Below are 23,261 nucleotides of genomic sequence, written 5' to 3' on the forward strand. Positions count from 1 at the left end.
GTGAGCGCCACTGCAACAGTAAGGTATCCTGTTCGTGAGCTTTGATCTAAGTGTTATTCCTCATAAAAACATTGTTTTAGCTGTTACTGGCGGAATTGCTGCCTATAAAAGTGCCATCTTAGTCCGCCGCCTCAAAGATTATGGCTTTGATGTGCGTGTAGTCATGACACATGGTGCTCAGGCATTTATTACCCCACTAACTTTTCAGGCTCTTTCTGGGAATCCAGTTCATACTGAACTTTTAGACCCTGCGGCTGAAGCTGGAATGGGACATATTGAATTAGCACGTTGGGCTGATTTATTACTAGTCGCACCTGCAAGCTGTGACACATTGGCAAAATTTGCTAATGGTTTAGCAGATGATTTGCTCAGTACAGTGTTTTTGGCAACAAAATCTCCTGTTTGGGTTGCACCTGCCATGAACCAGCAAATGTGGGCAGCCAAAGCAACTCAGCGAAACCTACAAACTTTGGTTGAAGATGGTGTGCATGTGATCATGCCAGATGCGGGTGAGCAAGCGTGTGGTGATGTTGGTTTAGGCCGAATGCCAGAGCCAGAAGAAATTACAAGGCAAGTCGCTGGATATTTCCATCAGGCTCAACGTGCAATTGCTGAAAAATTTGGGTTGTTGGCAGGTAAGCGAGTTGTTATTACCGCTGGGCCAACGCGTGAAGCAATTGACCCTGTTCGTTATATCTCGAACCACAGTACTGGTAAAATGGGATTTGCTTTAGCTGCTGCTTGTTACGCTGCTGGTGCACAAGTGACTTTGATTGCTGGGCCTGTAAGTTTGGATACACCGAATGGTGTAAAACGTGTAAATGTTGCCTCTGCAAGACAGATGTTAGATATCAGTATGGACTCGTTAGAAACAGGCTGCGATATCTTCATTGCAACCGCCGCAGTCGCTGACTATCGCGTAGCAGAAGTTGCCGAGCATAAAATTAAGAAGGCAGGGGATGAGTTGAATGTTTCCCTTGTAAAAAATCCGGATATTGTGGCAACCATTGCGGGTCAGGAAAAACGCCCATTTATGGTGGGCTTTGCAGCTGAAACACAAAATGTTGAAGAATATGCGGCAGGAAAGCTGATCGCTAAAAAACTAGATATGATTGCATGCAATGATGTATCACGTGCAGATATTGGTTTTGCTTCTGATGAAAATGCGATGACAGTTTTCTTTGCTAAAAACTACCACATGAAAAAGCGTGAGTTAGAGAAAGCATCTAAGCAAGAAATTTCTCAACAGTTGGTTGAAGCAATTTCGGATGCATTGCGCCGTAAATGATATATGTTTTAAATAAAAAAACCGCGAATTAATCGCGGTTTTTTTATATGTCTTACTTTATCTAACTTAAGGAATGTCATCTTCAAATTCAGGTTTAACCTGAACGATGAAGTCCTGACGATTAAGACCACGCCATAAGGCGAAAGCTGTACCGATATAAATTGAAGAGTAAGTACCTACAAAAACACCAACAAACATTGCCACAGCGAACCAGTGTAGACCATCACCACCTAAGAACATCATTGCTAGAACGACTAGCAATAAGGTCATTGATGTATGAATGGTACGACGTAAAGTTTCGGTTAAAGCAATATCGACGATTTCACGAGGAGTCGCACCGCGAATTTTACGGAAATTTTCACGGATACGGTCTGACACTACAATGTTATCGTTAAGCGAGAAGCCAATAACAGCAAGTACCGCAGCTAAAACTGTAAGGTCAAACGGCCACTGGAATAATGCAAAAGCACCAATAATAATGATGATGTCGTGGAATAAAGACATCACGGCACCCATCGCGAGTTTAAACTCGAAACGGATCGTCACGTAAATCAACATTAAAATAAGAGCAAGCGCAACAGCACCAGCAGAGCGAACATAAAGCTCGTTACCTACTTGACCCCCTACAGAGTCTACTTTATGAACTTCTGCGGTATTATTTGGCAACTGTACAGCCTTGGTGATGGCATTTGTAAGGTCTTCAACCTTAACTTCTTGTACTGGCATGCGCACAAGTAAGTCTTTATTACTACCAAGTGTCTGTACTACAGCATCTTTAAAACCAGCTTTGTCGAGTGCTTGAATAACTTCTGACTGATTGGCTGGTTGAGCATAGTTAAGCTCAGCTGAAACACCACCTGTAAAGTCCAAACCTAAGTTAAGACCTTTAGTCGCAATAAAGAAAATACTCGCTAACGTAATCAGGATCGAGAAGATTGCCGCAGGTTTAGCAATCTTCATGAACGGGATGATTTTTGCATCATCCGGACGTCCATATTGTTTTGAATCTTGTTGAGTCACTTTAGTCATCATCGATCTCCTTAAATGCTCAACTTTTTCAAATTACGGCGTTTACCATAAATGATTTGGACAATTGCACGAGTCACTGTAATTGCAGTAAACATCGAACACACGATACCAATCATTAATGTTACGGCGAAACCTTTGATCGGGCCTGTACCAATTGCAAACAAAATGAAAGCAACAAGGAACGTTGTTAAGTTCGAGTCAAAAATCGTGTTATAGGCTCGATCATAACCGGCCACGATGGCCTGTTTGGGCGATGCTCCCCAGAGCATTTCTTCTCGAATACGCTCACATATCAATACGTTCGCATCGACAGCCATACCAATAGTAATAACGATACCGGCAATACCCGGTAAGGTGAGGGAAGCCCCAATCCATGACATGACAGTTAAAATCATTGCCAAGTTAACAACGAGTGCAAAGTTAGCAATTAAACCGAACACACGGAAGAAAACGACCATCCAGATTGCAACAAGCAAGAAGCCGATTTGAGTTGATAATACGCCTTTATCAATGTTTTCTTGACCAAGACTTGGACCAACCACACGTTCTTCAACAAAGTACATTGGCGCAGCCAAAGCACCTGCACGTAACATTAATGCAAGTTCTGATGCTTCTTGAGGAGAACTTAAGCCAGTAATACGGAAAGTTGAACCTAAAACGGCCTGAACTGTTGCAGCATTAATAACTACAGATTCAGTGTATGGAGTACGAACTTCTGTTTGTGCACCAGTTTTAGGATCTGTGACATAAGTAATTTTTTGCTTATTCTCGATGAACAATACCGCCATGCGTTTACCAACAGCATTACGAGTTGCATCGGACATCAGCTTGCCGCCAGCACTGTCGAGGGTAATATTTACTTCGGCACCGCCAGAGTCTTGGCTAAAGCCAGAGCTTGCATTTTGAACACGCTCACCAGTCAAGATACGGTTACGTTGCAACAAAAGTTGACGACCGCTGTCTAAAGACTCATAAGCAAAAACTTCTGTACCCGGAGGTAAAGGTTGACCATTATATTTACCTGTATATGGGTCAATATATTGATCATTTGAGTCAGAAACTAAACGGAATTCGAGGTTTGCAGTACGGCCTAAAACACGTTTAGCTTCAGCTGTATCTTGCACACCCGGTAATTCAACGACAATACGGTTACTACCCTGACTTTGGACCAATGCTTCTGCAACACCAAGTTCGTTAATACGATTACGTAATGTTGTTAAGTTTTGATTCACCGCATATGACTGGATTTCTTGGCGACGTACATCGGTATAAGTAAGCTTTAAAGTAGAACCTGTAGAGCTTGCTAATGCCTGTTGAGTATATTCATTCCCATTACGACGTAAAAAATCCATTGCTGCATCACGGTCAGCATTGTCAGCAAATTGAACAGTGATTACATTGTTTGTTAATGCAAGACTATTAAATTTGATTTTGTTTTCACGGAACTGACGACGCAAATCGGTGGCAGAGGTTTCCATACGTTGGGCAACGGCTTTGTCCATATCTACTTCAAGCAAGAAGTGGACACCACCACGTAAGTCCAAACCAAGTTTCATTGGTTTTGCGCCAATCTTTTGCAACCATTCCGGTGTGGTTGGTGCAAGGTTTAGGGCGACAACATATTGATCACCTAAGTCACGGCGTAATACTTCTTTTGCTTTCAACTGCGCTTCAGAAGAGCTGACACGCAAGAGGGCAGCATTATTTGTAAAAGTATTATCGTGACTTGCAATATTTGCTGTTTTTAAAATTTGCTCTGCTTTTTGCACCACACTTTGATCAATTTGGGTGCCAGCTTTGGCACCGGAAATTTGAACGGCGGGCTCATCCGGATATAGACTAGGCAGTGCGTATAATGTACTGATTACCAGAACAACCAGAATCAGTAAATATTTCCATGCAGGGTAACGCATTCGCTTTCTTCTTAAATGAAAAAGCCGTGCTAAAGCACGACTGTTTTATGATTAAAGGTTATTTAGAGTGCCTTCAGGTAATACTGAAATTACGCTGGCACGCTGAATTTTTACTTCTACACCACGGCTAAGTTCAACAACTGCATAGTCACCTTCAATTTTGGTCACTTTGCCCATTAAACCACCAGCGAACACAACTTCACTACCTACACCTAAGCTCTCGATTAAAGAACGGTGCTCTTTCGCACGTTTTGCTTGAGGGCGCCAAATTAAGAAATAAAAGATTGCAACGAATACGACAATCATCAAGATGTTTGGCAAAATACCTGTAGTTGGGCCAGCTGCCGGAGCTGCATGTGCAGCAGAAATTAAAAAGCTCATTTTGATTTCCTAAAGTTAAAAATATGAGTCAGATACCTGACATAATCCTAATTCGTTTTGCAATTTACCTTGTCTTGAGGTTGAGCGCAAATCGGGCTTATTCATCAACCGGACATGGTGGAACTTCTAAACCACGACGGGCATAAAAGTCCTGAACAAATTCATCAAATGTGCCATTCTCTAATGCATCACGCATACCTTCAGTTAAACGTTGGTAATAACGTAAGTTATGAATGGTACCGAGCATAGACGCTAACATCTCTCCACATTTTTCAAGATGGAATAGATAAGCACGGGTAAAGTTTTTACATGTGTAGCAATCGCAATGCGGATCGAGCGGGCTTTGATCATGACGATATTTACTATTACGAATACGTACCAGACCATCAGTGACAAAATAATGACCGTTTCGCGCATTACGGGTTGGCATTACACAGTCGAACATATCGACACCACGGCGCACCGCTTCAACGATATCTTCTGGTTTACCAACGCCCATCAAGTATCGCGGTTTGTCCTGCGGCATTTTGCTTGGTAGATAATCTAAAACTTTGATCATCTCTTCTTTAGGCTCACCTACAGATAAGCCGCCAATCGCATAACCATCAAATCCAATTTCAAGAAGGCCATTTAAAGACTCATCACGTAAGTCTTCATACATACCGCCTTGAATAATGCCAAATAATGCATTCTTATTTTGGAGTTCATCATGATGATGGGTTTTACAACGTTTTGCCCAGCGTAAAGAAAGCTGCAATGATTTTTGTGCTTCTTCATGCGTTGCAGGATAAGGTGTACATTCATCAAAAATCATGACGATGTCAGAGTTCAATACCTGCTGAATTTCCATAGAAATTTCAGGCGATAAAAACACTTTTGAACCATCAATCGGCGAGCGGAAAGTAACACCTTCCTCTTTGATTTTGCGCATTGCGCCAAGACTAAAAACCTGGAAACCGCCAGAGTCAGTCAAAATTGGCTTATCCCATTTAATAAAGTTATGCAAACCGCCGTGTTCTTTAATCACTTCAAGACCTGGACGCAAATATAAATGGAAGGTATTTCCTAAAATAATTTGTGCCTGAATGTCTTCGATATCACGCGGTAACATACCTTTGACTGTGCCGTAAGTCCCCACTGGCATAAAAACAGGTGTTTCAACAACACCATGCTCTAAAGTTAAACGACCACGACGGGCGCGCCCCGACTGACCTAATTTTTCAAACTTCATCTAAAAATCCTGAACACGAGCAGAGGCGAAGAAACAGTTCGCTGCTAAAAAGAGAGCTATTTTCCTTGATTCTGCGATGTAGTTCTACTACTAAATGTAGCTGGCTATAAAATAGATAAAATTTCCGACAGGTTAGTTGCTGTTTTTTTCCTATTAAAAATTAGGTTTATAGTCAAAATTTTCATTAACAAGATTATCCTTAAAAGGACGAATCGCTTTCTTGGATAAAGTTAATGTATTGATGAGATTGTTAGGGAATACTTCAATCTGGTTGTTGAATAGCTCAACATTACGGTTAAAGATACTAATCGCAGCACCTACATTTTCGTTTTGTTCCTGAATGTCATCCATCATTTTGCTATAGAGTGAATCGGCTTTAAGCTCAGGGTAGTTTTCAACAACAACATTTAAGCTACGAATCAGTTCTTTGCTCATTTTCTCGATTTGTTGGAGTTGAGAAATATCAGTGTTATTCACATTTAAATTAAGAATTTGCTGACGTAATTCAGTGACTTTCTCTAATGTCGATTTTTCAAAATGAGTATATTGATTAAGTGTTGTCTCAAGCGCCTCTAACGTCTTTACCTTTTGACGTTCGAAATTGGCAACCTCGGACCAAGCGCGTTTGGTCGCATTGTAATAACGTACGATGGTATTACGGATGTGAACGCCCCAGACGATCAGTACAACAAAAATCCCCAGAAAAATAAATAAACCAGTCATGGTCAGTTCCTTATTGTTATTCCCTCAGTGTACCTTTTGACTTCTCATTTTTTAATGAGTCACCAGTTAAGTAATACGAGAGATTTATTTAATTAAGTTCAACATTACTTGCTGAAATTTTTCATATTGCGGCATGGTCATGGTACGCAAGTGCCCACGTAATGCTGAAACATCATGAATTTCACTTTGCTTACTGGTGGTCTGAAAAAGATTTTGCTCGCCCAGATAACACAAAATTTGTTCTTCGTGATGATAAATTAAATCACCTGTAAAGTGCTGAAAAAAGTCATGTAATTTTAAAGTTAGACTTGGGCTGACTTCTTTGGCTAACTGATGTTGATTAACCCCAAAAACATTAAGTTCTTGGTTAATCAAAATATCACTACTTTGCCATTTACTGCTGTAGGGTGCAAAAAACCGAGAACGCTGATTGCTGACAGCAATACCTAGGGCAGGCATTTCAAATATAAAAGCGCCCCATAGGTCTTTATGAATTTCTTTTATAATTTTTTTATCGCTACTTTGATCTTGAATAATCGGTATTTCATTAACGTAATGATATTGAAACAGCAAGACTTGATGATCTGTTACGCCATCGTTCCATGTGACCGAAGCATATTGGGTAATTTCATTAGATTCAGTCCCTCGGTTAAACAGTGGGAAATACTGTTTTAATTTGCTCAGAACTAAAACTGGCTGAGCATGAATGGGAAGATAAGCTGGTAACTGCTGAAATTGTAAACCATAACGCAATATCACCATGCGCTGTTCTAGATAACCAATGACTTGCGTTAAAGGTTCCTGAGATTAATAGAGTAAATACGCCAGAAACCCTGTTAAAAATGTGCCTAAAAAGCTCCAAATATATTGAATATGCGGATGAAGAAAATAGCCAAAGGCCAATATTGTGATGCTGAAAATTGCGAGTAAGTAGGGGAGCACATTAAAAAAGCGAAGGTTGTGATCTTCACGCCACGGATGTAAAGCATCTAAAAGATCTTGGGCTGAATGAGATTTTTGTCCAGCATCCCAAAGTCGAGCAATATTGCGAAAAACCTGTGTATTTTTTTTACGTCTTATATGAAGAGCTTCTTGTACAGTATCGATTGGCATGGAAGTAATAAGTTCATTATCATAAAGAGCTATTTCTAGATTATCTTTTAAATTGAAAGAGATAAATAGAAATAAGTTCTAAATAAATAATTACTTTTATGATTTCGGTATTTGAGTTTCATCAATAAAATTCTGCAATATATTTGCAAACTGCTCAAACTCTGGCATTGAAAGTGTTTCAAGACATTCAGCAAGCTCGCGTACCCTAGCGCCATATAAACTTTGTTGGCGTAAAAGATTTACATTAGAGAGCCAACATAATGCAGATGTTTCAGGGTGTACATAGAAATCGCCCGGGAAATCTTCCAACATTTTTTCTAATAATAACAAACGGTCAGGGCTTAAAAATTTTACCAACTCCAATTCATTAATTCCGCTCTGTTGGTATTTTTGATTAAAACGGATATCACTTGATTCCCAAGCTACTCCTAAGCGACAAGCCTTTTTCTGTTTACTTGAAATACTGACTCCACGAACTGGAAAATTTTCTAAAATGACGCCGTATAAATTATAGCTAACATCTTTTAGTTCCCATTTACCTTTTGAATTATAGGCCATCTCTCGATTGATATAATGGTATCTAAAGATTTTATATGGATGAATTGTTTCTCTTACTTGCCACTTGCCGTGTATTGCAGTTAAAACTGAATTTTGTTGATTGCCTAACTTAAACAAAGGAAAGTCTGAAGCTGATGTTCCTTCTTTTGGTAGGTTATCTTCAGTTGCAAATTTGAAATTATATTTATGTTCATAATAATAAATTTGGATATCTTGAAGTAGGCAAATCAGTTCGGCCGTCGATGCTCTATGGTAAAAACCATAAAAGATCGCAAGAATGGCGAAAGGGAAGAAGTAGATCGAAATCAAAAAGCCTAATGTCATACAAACCAAGGCGAAAATTGTAGCATTCCAAAAAATATAATTTCGAATATCAAGTTGTTGGGTGCCTGTCCAATTTTTTAATGAATGAATAAGTATTTCGGGAGGTAATTGCTGATTAAGTAAATCTCTTAATGCCTCAATATTTCTTAAAGTAATTTTGTTATGTGTATTTTGGTTGTCAAAAGCACTTTGAATTTTTTGAAAAAGCAGTTTCATAAATTTTATTATTAGTCGAAATTGTAGTTGGATCAGCTGGGTTAAACCTCGGATCAACTTATAAGATTTAACCCAGCCTTGGTTTTTAAATTTCTAATTTATCAATCAACATTGCATCGCCATAGCTAAAGAAACGATAGCGGCTTTTAACTGCATGTTCATAGGCAGCCAAAATGTTGACTCGATTTGATAGCGCTGACACCAACATGAGCAGAGTAGACTCTGGTAAATGGAAGTTAGTAATTAAACGATCTACGATGCAGAACTCATAGCCCGGATAGATAAAGATTTGAGTGTCACCAGTCCAAGCCGCGATTTTACCGCCATGAGCTTGTGCGGCACTTTCTAAAGCACGTGTTGCTGTTGTACCAACCGCAATCACTTTATTGCCGCGTGCTTTAGTCGCTAAAATTAAATCAATCGTTTCTTGAGGTACATCACACCACTCGCTGTGCATGACATGGTTGGTAATGTCATCAGTTCGAACTGGCATAAATGTGCCAGCACCAACGTGTAAAGTCACAAAGGTTTTTCGAACATTTTTTTGTTCTAACTTTGCTAATAACTCTTCGTCAAAATGCAAGCTTGCGGTAGGTGCTGCAACACTGGCAATTTTTTCTGGATTATGGAAAACCGTTTGATAACGTTCTGTGTCGATTTCTTCTGCTTCACGGTTAAAGTAAGGCGGAATAGGTAGCTGACCATATTGCTCAAGTACAGGCAAAATTGGCTGTGAAAACTCAACCACAAATAAATTTTCGTGACGACCACGTACAATTACAGGAATGTTATCAGTACCGACATAAAGTTCGGCACCTGCTTTAGGCGAGTTGCTTGATTTAATATGACAATACGCTGTGGTGTGGTTCAGCATACGCTCAACCAAAATCTCGATAGCACCGCCTGTAGAGCGTTTCCCTTTAAGTCGTGCTTTCATGACTTTTGTATCATTGAGCACTAACAGATCACCTTCTTCGAACAGATCGATAATGTCTGTGAACATGTGATCGTGATATTGACCCTTTGAGTCTAGGTGTAACAATCGTGAAGCACTACGTGATTCAAGAGGGTAACGGGCAATAAGTTCATCAGGTAATTCAAAGGAAAAGTCAGACAGTTGCATATTTAGAAAAAAACACCGCAAAAATTGGGCCTAGTATAAACTTTTTAGCTTTTTTATGGCTGTGCTTATGGCCTAAATCATGAAAAATGTTTAAGTGATCTAAAAGTGAACGATAATATTCACTTAGGGTTTGACAAGTTTTACAAACGCGCTAATATACGCAACACAAACATACTTCCTCTCCCGAGGTGGTGAAATTGGTAGACGCGGCGGACTCAAAATCCGCTGTCAGAGATGACGTGTCGGTTCGAGTCCGACCCTCGGGACCATATTCAGAATCTATTAGATTCTCCAAAGCCCCAAGCCTTATATATCAAAGGCTTGGGGCTTTGTCGTTTCTGGCGTTTATGTTTTTTAACGGTATTTTTCGGGATAATTCGGTATAAGTCCCCACACGTTACCCACACAAGTTCAGGAGTAAAATGTACAGATCTATTTATCAGACCAAAAACGGTAAATGGCGTGTTGAGATTGGCTTTGATAAAAATACTAGGCCTACAAAAATTTGTGAGACTGAAGCTGCAGCTAAACGCTGGGCTAAAGAAAAAGAAAGAGATCTGATTTTAAATGATGCCACTCAAAAGGCTCTTAAAAACAAAATAGTTATTACGATGCGTGAAGCACTGGGGCGATACTCAGAAGAAGTTTCCAGATTTAAAGCTACTGGAAAAAAAGAAATGCAAAGGATCCGTTATTACCAGGATAATTTGCCCAACACTGATTGGCCATTGAGCGCTTATAAAGGTGAGTTCTTAAAGCAGTGGGAGAGTGCCGTCACTCAACGCACGATTAAACCTTTGAAAGCATCTACCATATTGCGTGATTATTCGACGTTATCTGCTTTCTTTAACTGGTGTCGAAAGGATAAAGGGTGGATTGAAATAAACCCAGTTGAGAATATCAGAAAGCCCAAAAAGCCAGCTCACCGTGAACGACGAACAGAAGTTGAAGAGCTACAGGCTATTTTAACGGCTTTAAAATATAAGCCTGGAACTGTGCCGTTAACAAAAATGCAGGAAGTAGGCTTGATATGGCTTATTGCTATGGCCACGGGTATGAGATCTGGAGAGATAGTAAACCGTTTACCTGAGCATGTATTTCTTTCAAAACGCTATGTTCAGCTAGATAAAACTAAAAATGGGATGGCCAGAAAAGTACCTTTAGATGATTTTGCATTGCAGCTTTGGACGTTAGCTTTGAAAATTAATCGGAAGGGCAGCCCAAAAGTATTTACTGTTTCTGACTCTTCACGTGATGCGTTGTTTAGAAAAGCACGGAAAAGAGCTGGGTTGGAAAATGCTGATTTGACTTTTCATGATTCAAGACATGAAGCTGCTTCTCTTATGGCCAAACGCATTAAAAATGCGCTGACCTTATGTAAGATTTTTGGATGGAAGGATCCTAAGCAAGCATTGACGTATTACAACCCGACTAATGATGAAATTTTAGAAGAACTAAATAGCTCTAATGGGTTGAGTAAATTACTTATTTAGGTAGTCGAATTATTTAAAGTATTCTCATATTGGCTTTCATTTAAAATTGCTTCTAAGAATAATTTTCCATATGGAGAAATTTTTAGGGTCCATTTATATCTGGTTGCATATGCTGATAAATTGAAACGTTTAGTTCTTTGATCATAATGGGTATCTTGAATATAACGTTCAATGGTCTTGATCATTTCTAACTCAGAAGAATTATCAATGCTAACTGAAACAACTCCCAATCCTTCAAAATTTTCTATATAAGCTGCAACATTTTGAGGGAAACTTAATTCTTTTAAATACTTTTCATTGGCCTCATGTTTAAAATAGTTTACAAATGATTCTGATTTATACATAGAAAAATGATGTATTGAGCTAATACGTATTGTCCCAATCTGATTTAGAGCCTTTAGAAATATCGCCTCGTCTGGACTTAAGTTATTAATAATATTTACAAAGCTAGGATGAGCTTTATCATTTAAATTTGCAGTACATGCTTTTGCCATTAATTCAATGTACATATTACGGAGTTCTTCATTGCTGACATAAACAAGTTTCTCTGCAATTGGAACGGCAATTTCAGGAGGAGCTTCAACAATATTTTCAGGTGGTATTTCAGAGAATCTTTCTGCTAATAGTTTTAAATTATTTTGACGGTTAAGCTCAGTTTTTTCATTTAAAAACTTAATTGGTGACAGACAAGTATTAAGTAGTCCTATAACGGTTGCTAAAGCAATACCAACTTGAACAACTCCTGGTTTTGCAACATCCCCATAAACTTCTTTTAGTAAATCTGCAAAAGGTTCTAGTCCACTAGTATCAATAATAGCCATATTTTTTATTAGAAATATAAAGATACTTAGAGTTTGTATTTTAAAATTTGATTAGTCAATTAGAAAACAATACGGGGCTTTTTTAGCCCCATTAATTTAACAATATCTTATATTTGATTTATCAAATGCCATTCCAAAGCTTATGACATCAGTAGCCTTCCATCTTGGAACTGTGCGATCACCTGTTGCTGAGGTAGGAAGCTCACGACTTGGTGGAAAGTTTTCATTACTAATAATGTGCCGCTTTGTGTAGTCCAGTGAGTATTTAAAATAACTAGCGATGTCTTGTTCATCCCACAGTTGGCATTCAATCGGGATAATTGGTTTGGCATCGATCTGCTTTAAAATTTTACGCAACACTTTTTCTAATAAGACCTCTACATCCATATATTTACCCCTTTAAACTTTCAAAAGTTAAGATCCATTCTTCACGGTTTAAGCCTCGGTCAGTATCACTTGGGAATATGCCTGTAATGAAGTAACCCGTTTCAGTAGGTGACTTTTGGTAGCTTGAAGCAATGATTCTGACGAAATCACAGCGCATTGCTTTAACTGCCGCATAGGCTTCGTCTGCGATCGGATGTGCTGGGGTAACGACACGTAAGTCGTTTTCTTCTTCATCTACAAAGGGTAAAGCATTTGGGCTTAATTCTTCTGTATTCATGCTTGTGGTGCTCCATAGCTAGGATTGGTAAAGATCCAGCATTTCACTGTGTGAGAACGATCTAGGTTGCTTGAGTCATCACCTGTAACGTTCTTTACTTCATCGGCTGGATATTTGTTTGACCGTACTGTTTTATTCATTTCGATGAACTTATAGCGACGGCTGTTACGTAATAAATTTTTCATTTCTTTAATGTCGGGAAGTACCTGGTAATTTCGCGCTGCGACCTTGTAAACCTCGTTTAGATTGATAGCGACTTGCTGAGCATCGGCCTCGTAATGGTTGAGGCTGAAAGCAGGGCTGCGGCTACTGTTGAGGTATTCGTATGCATCCCAAAACTGTTCAACAAGAGGGTGGTCACCGTTGAGTTGATTTACTCGTTCTTCAGCCATAGCAAGCAACATTTCTTTAGCTGCTAGTACTTCATCAATATCGATAACTTCATGTAAAACATGTTTGGCCAAAGCATCGACCAGAGCTGAAACTTGTGCATGACAAAGCGCGATACGAGTATGTGTAATGCCGTTGTTATGGAACTCGGTTTCTAGCTCCTCGAGCTTTCGTGCATAGGTTTCTAAAATCTCTTTTTCGTTGACTAGGCAATGTGTCATGTACGTGCACGTGTCTTCGATATCTAAGCGGTCGAGTTCATCGACAATTCGTTTTGTTTCTAAAGATTGGCCTTTACGGTCGAAGTAGATGTGTAAAGTACGTGTCAGAATCGCTTCAGACGCTTGGATTTGGGTGTTTTGGGAAATCATGATGGCACCACGAAATGGTGGCTCATATGTTTCATTACCTGCTGTTTTTAACCCTTTTGAACGGATTGCGCGGCCGTTGTATGCGTCTTTTAGTTCATCCCAACTAAACTTGGCTTTAGCAACTGCATTACCATTTTGGTCGTTACGGTCACCCTCGATAAGCACCACGGGTAAATTAGAGATTTGGGCGAAGTTACGGTAAATCGCTACGTTTGTAGATTTGTTTGCATCAAAGCCTTCATAGTCAGCACGGCCTGAAAGCTTCCACATAAACTCGATTAAGCGTGATTTACCTGCACCGGCTTCACCTACGATTTCGATAAATGGAAACGAGCTGTGCAATGCGCGGATCTGTTCGGCAAAGTACGAACCTGTCCACCATGCCAAGGCGATTAAACCTTTTGCACCACGCACTCGGTAAAAGTCTTTCCACCAAGTCGCTTTAAACTCTTGCTTAGGATTTAGTTTGATAGATGGGCTACCAGCCAATGTTTTTAACTCTAGGCGACCAAGTTTGTAGAAATCATGATCATTTATGTGGATAACGTTTCCCTTATACACAGCATGTTTTTCAAAGATGTAGGCTCCATATTCTTTGGTGTACCCCATAAAATCTATTGTTTTCACTTCTCTTAATCTTTCGGTGTTTTGCTTCATAAATGTTAAAAGTTGATGGTTATTGCCTGTCCACCAAGCCCCTACGTGCACAGACAGTAAACGTGGACCAAATTTACCTGGTGCAGAGATGTGGTCTGCAGTAAAAGTGGCTTTCATTTCGTCGTCTGGAGTAGAGATTTGGAAGTAATACCAGGACTCGTCTGTTATTTCGTTTCGTTGGAAATACAGTGGGTTGAGCTGGCGATTACATATTTCTGAAACAGCCGAACATTGCTGAAGGGCAAGTTCGCGTTTTTGGCTATCAAGCAGAAAGTCTCGGTCTGGATCTGCTTCAATGCGTTCAAGCTCTTTGCTGTATTTGTCCATGTCTAAATTGAACCAATACAACCGATAGTTATGGTTGAAATAAAACGTTCTACGTCGACCGTCATTGAAGTTGTAGATGAGTAAGCCAGCTTGTTCCGGAGTCTCTGCAATGTGCAGCTCTCCGTAGTGTTTATAGGTCTTACGGTTTTCACTGTGCAGCTGGTCACGCATGTAAAGATCGTTCCAGTCCAGACCACCTGAAGGTGGAAGGGCAGCGGTCGAGTCCCAATGGTTTTGAACAGCTCTTAAATGAAACTTACGGATAGACTTTTTGCCTGCTTTGTCATTATCAAATGCCCAGCGTATACGAGGCTTTTGTCGGTTTAACTCATGACAACGGTCGGCTATTTTCTTCAGCATTTTTTCCGGATAGTTTTCTGTAGACATGGTAGCTATAGAGGGCTGTCCAGAAAGGGTGAGGGCAATCGCGTTAAAGATGCCTTCAGTTACCCAAATTGATTGAGCATTACAGAGCTTGTCTAAATCATCTAGTGACCAAGCTAGGCCTTTATAGTCCCCCATAAAGTTAGCTTTCTGACGGCCAAAGCGTTCAGGACGATCTATAAAACGCTCCCAGTAAACACCTTCAGCAAGTTTAAAACGAACGGTCGCTGTAATTAGGTCGGGATATTTACGGTCGTTTCTGAAAAGCTCTTGTGTGTAAGTACCTTTTAGCTTTGATAGGTCAAACCCACGAGCATTTACTAGATAAGCATCCGCTGCTGCATGAGGGTTTTCAGGTGTACGGGGGAAATCTGTAGACCAGTCTTTAAAAAGTTCATCACAGATTTCTTTTACGTGCTCTTCATAGCCACATTTATTTAAACGACCACATTTAACTACACGTGGTGTTTCAGCATGGGTAAAGAGTTCCTTTTTCCCACATTGAGGACATAGACCTTCACGGTACCAGTCACCAACCTTTTTAAAGTTGAATAACTGGTTGAGTCTGTCATCAATGCGTCTTTGTAATACTGACATTTAAAACCACGCGTGATTATTGGTAACTGTTTGAGAATGTGAATATTTTGTTTGAGTTTGTAGCTTTGTAAGCATTGCGAATTGGCTTTGATTACAATTGCTCGTCTTTGCGCGGTTCTTGTAACTCGGGGTGATGTTTCACCATAAAATCACGAATGTAGATGGCAATTTTTGTGTCCTTTTCATACGCAATTTTCTTGAGGACTTTTAACTGAGCTTTGGTCCAGCGGACTTGAGTGAGTTCAGTGTGTTTAGGTTTAGTTTGAACATTTGATGTAGTCATGCGAAAATCACCATAAATCGTACTTAGATACTTAGTGGTATTAAATTTAGTACTATTTATGGTGATTTACAAGTGCTTTTAAGGAAAAAGTATGAAAAATGGTGATTTTTCTAATCGTGGTGAACGTTTAAAAGAAGAACGTAAGCGCTTGGGCATTGTTACGCAAGAAGAGTTAGCCGAGATCTTAAACGTTAAAAAGAACTCTGTTGTGCGTTATGAAAAGCACAATGCACCTTTAGACACAGACCAGCTAGATTTGCTTGAAGATCATGGTTTTAATATTGCTTATATTCTGTGGGGAGCTTCAGAACTGAAGAGTAGTGAACTGGCAGATGATGAAGCAAAGCTGATTCAGTTGTACCGTCAAACACGTGAAGAAATGCGTTCGGGGTTAGTCTCTATAGCTGAGACATATGCAAATCAATTCAAGTAATTATTTTTAGAAAAATTAGGTTATCAATGGAAAATAAAAATTATCATTGGCCAATATTATTGGTCATTCTCTTTGCGGTAATTGCTGCTTGGTTAAGTTTTCCAGTATTTTTTGAGTGGCTGATAACGAAGCACTTTCTTATAAACCCTGAAGATTATGGAAAAAAATATGGGGCAGTAGGTGATACATATGGAAGTTTGAACACCCTTATTTCTTCTATAGCCATGTGTGCAGTTGCTTATTCCACATGGTTACAAGTAACCTCATTGAAAGAATCTAGAAAGGTGAATGCAAAACAGTTAAACCTTGCAATTAATAATCATAAAGAACAAGTAAGGGAGACCAGAAATGCTATCTTTGCCAATCAATTTTATGCTTTATTAAATTATAAGAATGAGAAATTTAGAGAATTATCTTTTTGTGATAACGACGACAATGAAGTTAAGAGCCATAACTTTTTTAAAGTATTAGCTAAAGTACTTCATTTAAAAATAATTGAGCGTTACCGTTCAGAAATCGATCAGATTGATAAAGATAAAATAAGAGAAGCTTTTGATGAGGCATGTAAAACCTTAAATAATAATGAAACCTATTATGAGCTCTTCACATATTTTGAAATTTATGCGGCTTTAATAAAATTAATAAATTTTTCAGAAATAAGTCAGGATGATAAGAATTTTTATGGAGGATTGCTGCGTACTACTACGCTTGTCAACGAGCAATTATGCATTTTTTTAATCGCACCTATGTGGGATAGATTATATAGCGAAATAAGGTTAGTCGCATTTTTCAATGCATTTGGTCGAACAGAACAATATGAAAAATTTGCTTTAAAATTTTATAGCAAAGATAACTTTGCATTAGAAGTTTGGCAGGAAGTATTTAATTAATAATGAAACCCGGCCTAAGCCGGGTTTCTTTTAATTCATTTGGCATGAACCGCGCGGTTAATATTGACCACTTGGTGATGTAGCGTGTTGATGATGGCGCTAAATTCTTGTTCTTTTAAACCATCATCGACTTTCATTTTTGAAAAGGCAAAAAGTAAGTTTTGAAGGTTCTCAAGTGGATATTCAATTTCTTCCAGTATTTCTTCGGCCGTCATTTTCTTTTGGCTATTAACGTCTAGTGTTGAGTGCATTTCTCCCCCTGTCTATTGATCATGGGTCTATTTTCTTAAAATCTGCTTTGAAAATATAGGTGGTGGCGACACGCTATGTCGCTTATCTGCCTGATATTATGGAAAATGTTAAGACAATAATGATTGAGGAGACACTACCTTCAAAGGTGCGCTTGAGGAGCTTAAATATTTTTTGACGACGCTTTTGCTTTAAGTACGCGTCTAGATCGTAAATTGGAGTGTGTTCCAGAACGGAATTTTGAGTAGGGGAGTTCTTTAAAGCGAATGTTTTCATTTGCTTGTCCTTTTCGTCAAGTTTAAAACCCGACACCATCACTTTCCTAGGGTAATGGTGACAGACTGAACAGGGCTAGGAAAACCGTCCGAAAAGGTAACGGCCAGCGCGAAGCTGCCCTATCCAGCCTGCCATAGAACAGCAAAGCTGAATTTTTCGCAAAAAAATAGCCCGAAGACGGACTTTTATGCGCCTTTTCGTAATTTACAGGTTTCCTAGGCCTGACTAAAAAGACTTATGTCTATCTAGCGTTTTTACAGTAGCTTAGATACTATTACGCGTCAAGACTTTATAATAATTTTTGGGGTGGGGATATGGCTGATTATATATTGGTTCAGAAGTTTAATGAAAATTATGACTTGTATAATAAATTATTTAATAAAATTATAAATTATCATGTGATAAATGCTGCAAAATTTATACCTAATCCAAGGCAAAATTTAGAAGTGATACATAACGATATTAAAGAAATTTATGCTAAATTTTTAGAATTGGATATATTGGAAGCTTTAAACTTTAATGTAATTAGTTTTTATTTAAAAGAACTTGAAAGTATCAAAGATGAAATATCAATTGCTAGTGAAAATTCTAAAGTTGAAAAGTTGTATTATAATATTGTTGAGATTTTAGAGAAAATTAATAATGAGTTGAATGCAAGTTACTCAAAAAATGTAGTGAATAAAAAAATTGATTATTTAGATGAAAGTATTAAGAATGTAAATGAGTTGAAAGAGCAGATAAAGAATAAAGATACTCATGATATTTATGAAGCTGCTGCACATGAAAATCAGGTTAGAGCTGATAATTCTAGAATAATTTTTATTTTTTTGATTATATTCTCAATAATAATGGTTTGGTTTTGTTCAGTTACTAAAACTTATTTTGGCTTAAAAGAGTATGATTATTGGTTTTTTAAAGGAACTTTAATCTTAACTTCTGTGACTCTCATAACCTATTTTTTAAAGCAATCTGTTAAATATCAGAAAATTGCGGATCAATGCCGACAAACCAAAATGGAATTAGAAGCTTTTCCAAGTTTTGTTTCAAGTTTTACTACTGAAGACCCACAAATTATTGAGATTAGAAAAGAGCTTGCACTGAAGTATTTTGGTCGAGAGCTTGATAATAAAACTAATGATGAAACAAGTAATATTTTGCAAGATCAAATGAAAAACACTACTGAAATGGTGAAAGCCGCGATGGAAGTACTTAAAAAGACGGGGAATTCATGAAAAGTTGGGAACGTTGTTACGTAGAGTTTTTAGTTCGTATTGCTGAGCCTTTGGGAGAACTTCCTGAAGGTTATTTTATTCGAATTCCGTGATTTGGGGATTAGAAGATGTTATTTACACGTCATGAAATTAATACCTATAAATTATATAGTGAAAGTTTTGAAATTATAGATTCAATATATGAAAGAGTCGGAACTGGAAATACAGATTATATTCCTGAATTTACATTCTTTTTTGAAAGTGATGAGTCTTTAAAATTATTCTTTTGGGATTTGAAAGATGGGTTAATAGCTCTTCATAATTTAATATATATGTATGGCACTGAATTAAAAGAACATGAAGAAGCTGTTGAAAAGCTCAATTTAAATTTAAGAAATATTAAAATTGCTATGATTGCTAAAGCTGAATATTGGATAATTACCTCATTTTTTGATGCCTTATTAAGTTACTTTAAAGAAGTATTTGTCGATCTCAGATTTTATAGTCGAGTAAGTGAATCTAGCTCAGCAGATGAACAAAAATTATATCGTGTGGCTAATAAGATTTTAAATATTTGGGCTGATAAGGGGCAAAGTAATAAATTGAGATCAATGGAAAATAATAAGATTCGTTTAGAGGAACTTGAAAAGAAACTATCAGTTATAAATGAATCTATTGAAAAATTTGAATATAATCAAACTGAAAAAATTGATAATTTCATAAGTGATGCTAGAAAAAAAGTAAGTGATGAAGTATTAAGTGCTTCTAGGAATTATCAATTAGAAGTAGAAGGTTTCTTTAAAAAAGTTGATGAAGAGGTAATTAATAAGGTAGAAGAACTTAAAGGAAAATTAACTAATACAGAAAATAAATTGAGTAATTTAGGTATTGTTGTTGGGAACTATACTAGTATAGTTTCAGTAGAAGTTGAAAATGAATTTTCAAAGTTTTATAAAACTAAAGCTAAAGAAGAAAAAACTCTTTATTATATGATGACCTTCATTTCATTTATTTCTATTATAACTTCTTTAAGATTAGCATGGCTTAGTCTAAATAAATATTATAAAAGTTATGTTGATCCAAATGGATTAAAGGAAACAATAAAAGGCTTATCGTCTCAAGAAATCGAATTAGTCCATCAAACAGCATTTTTATATTTATCTTTAAGACTTTTAATTTCAGTGCTTCTTTTTCTTACAGTCATCTACACGGGACGTCTTGCTTATAGATCTTACTTACATTGGCGTCATAGTGAAAATACACATTTGAAACTTGCTTCACTTCATGCATTTATTGATGATCTTCCTTTAGATGCTAAACACCAAATTAGAAAAGAGTTAATACCTGATTTCTTTGGTAAAGATGCTGGAAATATTGATGGTACTAACGAAAGCTTTAAAGATTTACCCACTAATGTTAGTACACTCGCAGCTAAAGCAATTGAACAAATTGGCAATAACATTGGTACTAAGAGTAATACAGAAAAAAACACTAAAAACCAAACAGGTGGAACAGAATAAATTATGAATCTAAAAAAAGGGGTGAGCTATGTGTGCGAACTATGAACCAATTTCCAAAGACCGTGTTCACCTCTTAGATTTATTTGAACCTACCTTTGAATATAGTAATGACATTTACCCTGGTGCAGATTGCCCACTTTTATTTTCAAACGAAGGGAACGTTGAGTGGCGACAAGTTAAATTTGGTTTAGTGCCAACTTGGGCCAAAGACTTAAAAATTTGCCGCAAAACTTATAATGCCAGAACAGAAACAGTTCATGAAAAACCAAGCTTCCGTCATGCCTGGAAGAATAGCCAATTTGCACTAATACCAGTTGATACGATTTATGAGCCAAAATACATCGATGGCAAAGCACATTGGTATGGGATCTACCGTAAAGATGGAATGCCATTTACCGTTGCCGCACTATATGAAAATGCAAAGGTAGAATGGCACCAAGTACGCTCGATGACGATGCTAACCATCAATGCGGACCATCATCCGTTTATGTCTCAGTTCCACGCACCAACTGATGAAAAACGCTCAATTATTGTGATTCCAGATAGCCTAAGAAATGACTGGCTCAACTGTAAAAATACTGAAGCGAGAGATTTTTTCTTAGATATGGCACCAGATGAATACCTAGCACAGCCTAAGGAAGAGTTGAAGAAAATCCGATCAAATGCTTAGTTGAGCGCGTCAGGTTATGACTTGTTATTGATTCTGCATGATTTTTAAAATTTGTTAATAAATCAGTTAATAAACTATCATCTTGATTGTGTAACGAAATCAAGGTGATCTTATGAGCAATATCGAACCATCCATCATTAAAATTAGGCCTCATCTCAAGCAGGGCAATGCTTTGAGAGATATTGACTATATTGAAAAAGTAACTCCTTTTACTAAATTTTCAATTCCTCTGGCAATCGAAAAAGTTGCAGCTGGCTTTCCCAGCCCCGCACAGGATTATGTAGACAAAAATATAGATATGAATGAGCACTTAATTAAAAATGAGTGTGCAACTTTCGTGGTCCGGGTAGCTTCTCAATCGATGCTAAATGCAGGTATCGATATTGACGACGAACTGATTGTCGATCGTAGTATTGAAGCCAAACATAACGATATTGTGATTGCTTTGGTTGATAACGAATTTACCGTAAAGCGTTTAATGATCGATGCTGAAGAGCACTGGTTAAAAGCTGAAAACCCAGAATTTTGTGATATTCATTTAAAGGATGGCCAAGAACTTTTTATCTGGGGTGTAGTGACCTTCATTTTAAAAAATACAAGAAAAACTAAATGAAGCATGAAAACAAAGTATTTGCTTTGGTGGACGTAAATAACTGCTACGTCAGTTGTGAGCGTGTGTTCAATCCTAGTTTGATTGATAAGCCGGTTATTGTCTTATCAAACAATGATGGTTGTGCTGTTGCCAGATCCAACGAAGCGAAAAAACTTGGTATTAAAATGGGAGTGCCGTTGTTTCAAATTAAAGATGTTGTTCAGCAAAATAACGTTATTGTTCTTTCAAGCAATTACACGCTATACGCTGAAATGTCTCGACGTTTCCATAAAGTTTTAGGTACTTATGTGACCGAATCAGAACAAGAAATTTACTCGATTGATGAATGCTTTTTAGACCTAACTGATTACTACGAAAACTTTAACCTATCCAGCTATGCACAAGACATGAGAATAACAATTTTAAAATGGATAGGTTTACCTTGCTGCGTGGGGATTGGCAGCAGTAAAACTGAAGCAAAAATTGCAAACCACATTGCAAAAAAGTATCCAGCATTTAATAGCGTGTGCAATTTGGTGGATATGGATCTCTGTAATAAAGAAGCCTTTTTATCCGAAATTGATGTATCTGAAGTTTGGGGAGTTGGCCGTAAACACAGCAAGAAATTACAGGGGATGGGAATTAACTCTGTGTTTGATTTGGCTTGTACAGATCCACGCGAAATGAAAAAAAAATTCTCGATTGTTATGGCCAGAACTGTTGCTGAACTCCAAGGTATTTCATGTATTGAAATAGAACATACACCGCAAACCAAACAGCAAATTATTGCTAGTCGTTCTTTTGGCTCACGCGTAACAGAACTAGAAGATCTAAAAGAGGCTATAAGTATGTACGCACAAGATGCTTGTAGCAGATTAAGAGATGAATCTTTGTTATGTGGCTGCATGATTGCATTCGTGCAGTCGAATCCTTTTGACCCCAATGTCCCGTTCTATAACAAATCTATTAGTGGCGGTTTTTCAGAACCAACTGATTGTGCGATGGATCTCGTTAAAGCAGCGACACGAATGGTTGGCGAGATTTTTAAAGAGGGCGTGAGATATAAAAAATGTGGGGTAATTCTAACGGGGTTAGAGCCAAAATCTGGCCATACCTATGACTTACTTACAGACTTTGAAACAATTGAGAAAAAAGAAAAGTTAATGAAAACCTTAGAAGGGGTACACCAAAAATACGGTAAGAAAAAATTAGGTGTTGGACCTTGCTTTATACCAGGAAGAACTTGGTCAATGAGTCGGGATAAACTGAGTAAGAATCCGTTCAGAGTTGATGGGTTGTTGACTGTAAAATAATAAAGCCCCATTGAAGGGGCTTGGCGTTATGCGACAAGATATAAGAACATAGAGCTACTTAAAATAATGCCCATGATCATGCCGATTAAGATTGGGTATAGCCACATTTATTGCTCCCATTATGGATCTGTTGATTAAGTTTAATTTGGCTTTTATTTTGGAGATTTTCTTCCTTATAAAAAGCCTTCATTTCACGGATGTATCGAGTAAATTGATAATCC

The 23,261-nt window shown here is 37.8% G+C and carries 22 protein-coding genes, 1 tRNA gene and 1 pseudogene; 10 read left to right on the top strand and 14 right to left on the bottom strand.

Features of this window, described 5'->3' with window-relative positions:
* Positions 1-34 precede the first annotated feature (34 nt).
* Complete coding sequence (gene coaBC / locus ACT53H_RS15285; RefSeq protein ID WP_476009574.1) at positions 35-1,288, top strand: bifunctional phosphopantothenoylcysteine decarboxylase/phosphopantothenate--cysteine ligase CoaBC; 1,254 nt, start codon at positions 35-37, stop codon at positions 1,286-1,288.
* Positions 1,289-1,354: 66 nt separating this feature from the next.
* On the opposite strand, the gene secF is transcribed toward coaBC, so the two are convergent.
* From secF to queA, 8 genes and pseudogenes are all read right to left on the bottom strand, one after another.
* Positions 1,355-2,320 carry a protein translocase subunit SecF gene (gene secF / locus ACT53H_RS15290; protein ID WP_081399420.1) on the bottom strand — a complete coding sequence of 322 codons (966 nt, stop codon included), beginning with the start codon at positions 2,318-2,320 and terminating at the stop codon, positions 1,355-1,357.
* Between the two features lie 8 nt (positions 2,321-2,328).
* Positions 2,329-4,230, bottom strand: a complete 1,902-nt coding sequence (gene secD, locus ACT53H_RS15295) for a protein translocase subunit SecD (RefSeq protein WP_476009575.1) — start codon at positions 4,228-4,230, stop codon at positions 2,329-2,331.
* 51 nt (positions 4,231-4,281) lie between these two features.
* Positions 4,282-4,611 (bottom strand): preprotein translocase subunit YajC, encoded by a 330-nt coding sequence (gene yajC, locus ACT53H_RS15300; RefSeq protein WP_003655131.1) that lies wholly within the window; start codon positions 4,609-4,611, stop codon positions 4,282-4,284.
* A 97-nt stretch (positions 4,612-4,708) separates the two neighbouring features.
* Positions 4,709-5,842, bottom strand: a complete 1,134-nt coding sequence (tgt, locus tag ACT53H_RS15305) for a tRNA guanosine(34) transglycosylase Tgt (RefSeq protein WP_174739419.1) — start codon at positions 5,840-5,842, stop codon at positions 4,709-4,711.
* A gap of 153 nt (positions 5,843-5,995) precedes the next feature.
* Positions 5,996-6,565 carry a LemA family protein gene (locus ACT53H_RS15310; RefSeq protein ID WP_476009576.1) on the bottom strand — a complete coding sequence of 190 codons (570 nt, stop codon included), beginning with the start codon at positions 6,563-6,565 and terminating at the stop codon, positions 5,996-5,998.
* Between the two features lie 84 nt (positions 6,566-6,649).
* A pseudogene (locus ACT53H_RS15315) lies at positions 6,650-7,678 on the bottom strand (hypothetical protein).
* 96 nt (positions 7,679-7,774) lie between these two features.
* A complete protein-coding gene (locus ACT53H_RS15320; RefSeq protein WP_476009577.1) occupies positions 7,775-8,776 on the bottom strand; it encodes a hypothetical protein in 1,002 nt (333 codons plus the stop codon).
* 85 nt (positions 8,777-8,861) lie between these two features.
* Positions 8,862-9,899, bottom strand: coding sequence for a tRNA preQ1(34) S-adenosylmethionine ribosyltransferase-isomerase QueA (gene queA, locus ACT53H_RS15325; protein WP_151964284.1), 1,038 nt, complete (start codon positions 9,897-9,899; stop codon positions 8,862-8,864).
* 182 nt (positions 9,900-10,081) lie between these two features.
* Between queA and ACT53H_RS15330 the strand changes: the two genes are divergently transcribed.
* Positions 10,082-10,168, top strand: a tRNA-Leu gene (locus ACT53H_RS15330).
* A 153-nt stretch (positions 10,169-10,321) separates the two neighbouring features.
* Positions 10,322-11,392 carry a tyrosine-type recombinase/integrase gene (locus ACT53H_RS15335; protein WP_476009578.1) on the top strand — a complete coding sequence of 357 codons (1,071 nt, stop codon included), beginning with the start codon at positions 10,322-10,324 and terminating at the stop codon, positions 11,390-11,392.
* Here ACT53H_RS15335 and ACT53H_RS15340 read toward each other — a convergent pair.
* The 5 genes from ACT53H_RS15340 to ACT53H_RS15360 all read right to left on the bottom strand — a co-directional run bounded on the left by ACT53H_RS15340 (position 11,389) and on the right by ACT53H_RS15360 (position 15,886).
* Positions 11,389-12,213 carry a DUF4393 domain-containing protein gene (locus ACT53H_RS15340; protein WP_476009579.1) on the bottom strand — a complete coding sequence of 275 codons (825 nt, stop codon included), beginning with the start codon at positions 12,211-12,213 and terminating at the stop codon, positions 11,389-11,391. The genes ACT53H_RS15335 and ACT53H_RS15340 overlap by 4 nt on opposite strands.
* 96 nt (positions 12,214-12,309) lie before the next feature.
* On the bottom strand, positions 12,310-12,600 hold the full coding sequence (locus ACT53H_RS15345) for a hypothetical protein (RefSeq protein ID WP_000382266.1): 291 nt from the start codon (positions 12,598-12,600) through the stop codon (positions 12,310-12,312).
* Between the two features lie 4 nt (positions 12,601-12,604).
* Positions 12,605-12,877, bottom strand: a complete 273-nt coding sequence (locus ACT53H_RS15350; RefSeq protein WP_476009580.1) for a hypothetical protein — start codon at positions 12,875-12,877, stop codon at positions 12,605-12,607.
* Positions 12,874-15,603: a toprim domain-containing protein gene (locus tag ACT53H_RS15355; RefSeq protein ID WP_476009581.1), complete on the bottom strand. Its 2,730-nt coding sequence runs from the start codon at positions 15,601-15,603 to the stop codon at positions 12,874-12,876. Before ACT53H_RS15355 ends, ACT53H_RS15350 begins: the two co-directional genes overlap by 4 nt.
* Positions 15,604-15,694: 91 nt before the next feature.
* Positions 15,695-15,886 carry a hypothetical protein gene (locus tag ACT53H_RS15360; RefSeq protein ID WP_000213654.1) on the bottom strand — a complete coding sequence of 64 codons (192 nt, stop codon included), beginning with the start codon at positions 15,884-15,886 and terminating at the stop codon, positions 15,695-15,697.
* 91 nt (positions 15,887-15,977) lie between these two features.
* Here ACT53H_RS15360 and ACT53H_RS15365 point away from each other — a divergent pair, with 91 nt between their 5' ends.
* Positions 15,978-16,319, top strand: a complete 342-nt coding sequence (locus tag ACT53H_RS15365; protein ID WP_034120885.1) for a helix-turn-helix domain-containing protein — start codon at positions 15,978-15,980, stop codon at positions 16,317-16,319.
* A gap of 26 nt (positions 16,320-16,345) precedes the next feature.
* Entirely contained in the window at positions 16,346-17,209 is an 864-nt protein-coding gene (locus ACT53H_RS15370) for a hypothetical protein (protein WP_476009582.1), read from the top strand.
* 35 nt (positions 17,210-17,244) lie between these two features.
* Here ACT53H_RS15370 and ACT53H_RS15375 read toward each other — a convergent pair whose 3' ends face one another.
* On the bottom strand, positions 17,245-17,460 hold the full coding sequence (locus tag ACT53H_RS15375) for a hypothetical protein (RefSeq protein ID WP_003655138.1): 216 nt from the start codon (positions 17,458-17,460) through the stop codon (positions 17,245-17,247).
* A gap of 588 nt (positions 17,461-18,048) precedes the next feature.
* Between ACT53H_RS15375 and ACT53H_RS15380 the strand changes: the two genes are divergently transcribed.
* From ACT53H_RS15380 to ACT53H_RS15400, 5 genes are all read left to right on the top strand, one after another.
* Positions 18,049-18,966 (top strand): hypothetical protein, encoded by a 918-nt coding sequence (locus ACT53H_RS15380; RefSeq protein ID WP_476009583.1) that lies wholly within the window; start codon positions 18,049-18,051, stop codon positions 18,964-18,966.
* A gap of 107 nt (positions 18,967-19,073) precedes the next feature.
* Positions 19,074-20,465, top strand: coding sequence for a hypothetical protein (locus tag ACT53H_RS15385; protein WP_476009584.1), 1,392 nt, complete (start codon positions 19,074-19,076; stop codon positions 20,463-20,465).
* 28 nt (positions 20,466-20,493) lie between these two features.
* Complete coding sequence (locus tag ACT53H_RS15390) at positions 20,494-21,135, top strand: SOS response-associated peptidase (RefSeq protein ID WP_476009585.1); 642 nt, start codon at positions 20,494-20,496, stop codon at positions 21,133-21,135.
* 112 nt (positions 21,136-21,247) lie between these two features.
* On the top strand, positions 21,248-21,748 hold the full coding sequence (locus ACT53H_RS15395; RefSeq protein ID WP_476009586.1) for a LexA family protein: 501 nt from the start codon (positions 21,248-21,250) through the stop codon (positions 21,746-21,748).
* Entirely contained in the window at positions 21,745-23,040 is a 1,296-nt protein-coding gene (locus ACT53H_RS15400) for a Y-family DNA polymerase (RefSeq protein WP_476009587.1), read from the top strand. The genes ACT53H_RS15395 and ACT53H_RS15400 overlap by 4 nt, the downstream gene beginning before the upstream one ends.
* Positions 23,041-23,261: the final 221 nt, after the last annotated feature.

This window comes from Acinetobacter sp. DMC2 (assembly GCF_056314305.1).

Excerpts from the sequence above, each read along its gene's own strand:
- secF (WP_081399420.1), bottom strand. The coding sequence starts at position 2,320 with ATGATGACTAAAGTGACTCAACAAGATTCAAAACAATATGGACGTCCG.
- secD (WP_476009575.1), bottom strand. The coding sequence starts at position 4,230 with ATGCGTTACCCTGCATGGAAATATTTACTGATTCTGGTTGTTCTGGTA.
- yajC (WP_003655131.1), bottom strand. The coding sequence starts at position 4,611 with ATGAGCTTTTTAATTTCTGCTGCACATGCAGCTCCGGCAGCTGGCCCA.
- tgt (WP_174739419.1), bottom strand. The coding sequence starts at position 5,842 with ATGAAGTTTGAAAAATTAGGTCAGTCGGGGCGCGCCCGTCGTGGTCGT.
- ACT53H_RS15310 (WP_476009576.1), bottom strand. The coding sequence starts at position 6,565 with ATGACTGGTTTATTTATTTTTCTGGGGATTTTTGTTGTACTGATCGTC.
- ACT53H_RS15320 (WP_476009577.1), bottom strand. The coding sequence starts at position 8,776 with ATGAAACTGCTTTTTCAAAAAATTCAAAGTGCTTTTGACAACCAAAAT.
- queA (WP_151964284.1), bottom strand. The coding sequence starts at position 9,899 with ATGCAACTGTCTGACTTTTCCTTTGAATTACCTGATGAACTTATTGCC.
- ACT53H_RS15335 (WP_476009578.1), top strand. The coding sequence starts at position 10,322 with ATGTACAGATCTATTTATCAGACCAAAAACGGTAAATGGCGTGTTGAG.
- ACT53H_RS15340 (WP_476009579.1), bottom strand. The coding sequence starts at position 12,213 with ATGGCTATTATTGATACTAGTGGACTAGAACCTTTTGCAGATTTACTA.
- ACT53H_RS15345 (WP_000382266.1), bottom strand. The coding sequence starts at position 12,600 with ATGGATGTAGAGGTCTTATTAGAAAAAGTGTTGCGTAAAATTTTAAAG.
- ACT53H_RS15350 (WP_476009580.1), bottom strand. The coding sequence starts at position 12,877 with ATGAATACAGAAGAATTAAGCCCAAATGCTTTACCCTTTGTAGATGAA.
- ACT53H_RS15355 (WP_476009581.1), bottom strand. The coding sequence starts at position 15,603 with ATGTCAGTATTACAAAGACGCATTGATGACAGACTCAACCAGTTATTC.
- ACT53H_RS15360 (WP_000213654.1), bottom strand. The coding sequence starts at position 15,886 with ATGACTACATCAAATGTTCAAACTAAACCTAAACACACTGAACTCACT.
- ACT53H_RS15365 (WP_034120885.1), top strand. The coding sequence starts at position 15,978 with ATGAAAAATGGTGATTTTTCTAATCGTGGTGAACGTTTAAAAGAAGAA.
- ACT53H_RS15370 (WP_476009582.1), top strand. The coding sequence starts at position 16,346 with ATGGAAAATAAAAATTATCATTGGCCAATATTATTGGTCATTCTCTTT.
- ACT53H_RS15375 (WP_003655138.1), bottom strand. The coding sequence starts at position 17,460 with ATGCACTCAACACTAGACGTTAATAGCCAAAAGAAAATGACGGCCGAA.
- ACT53H_RS15380 (WP_476009583.1), top strand. The coding sequence starts at position 18,049 with ATGGCTGATTATATATTGGTTCAGAAGTTTAATGAAAATTATGACTTG.
- ACT53H_RS15385 (WP_476009584.1), top strand. The coding sequence starts at position 19,074 with ATGTTATTTACACGTCATGAAATTAATACCTATAAATTATATAGTGAA.
- ACT53H_RS15390 (WP_476009585.1), top strand. The coding sequence starts at position 20,494 with ATGTGTGCGAACTATGAACCAATTTCCAAAGACCGTGTTCACCTCTTA.
- ACT53H_RS15395 (WP_476009586.1), top strand. The coding sequence starts at position 21,248 with ATGAGCAATATCGAACCATCCATCATTAAAATTAGGCCTCATCTCAAG.
- ACT53H_RS15400 (WP_476009587.1), top strand. The coding sequence starts at position 21,745 with ATGAAGCATGAAAACAAAGTATTTGCTTTGGTGGACGTAAATAACTGC.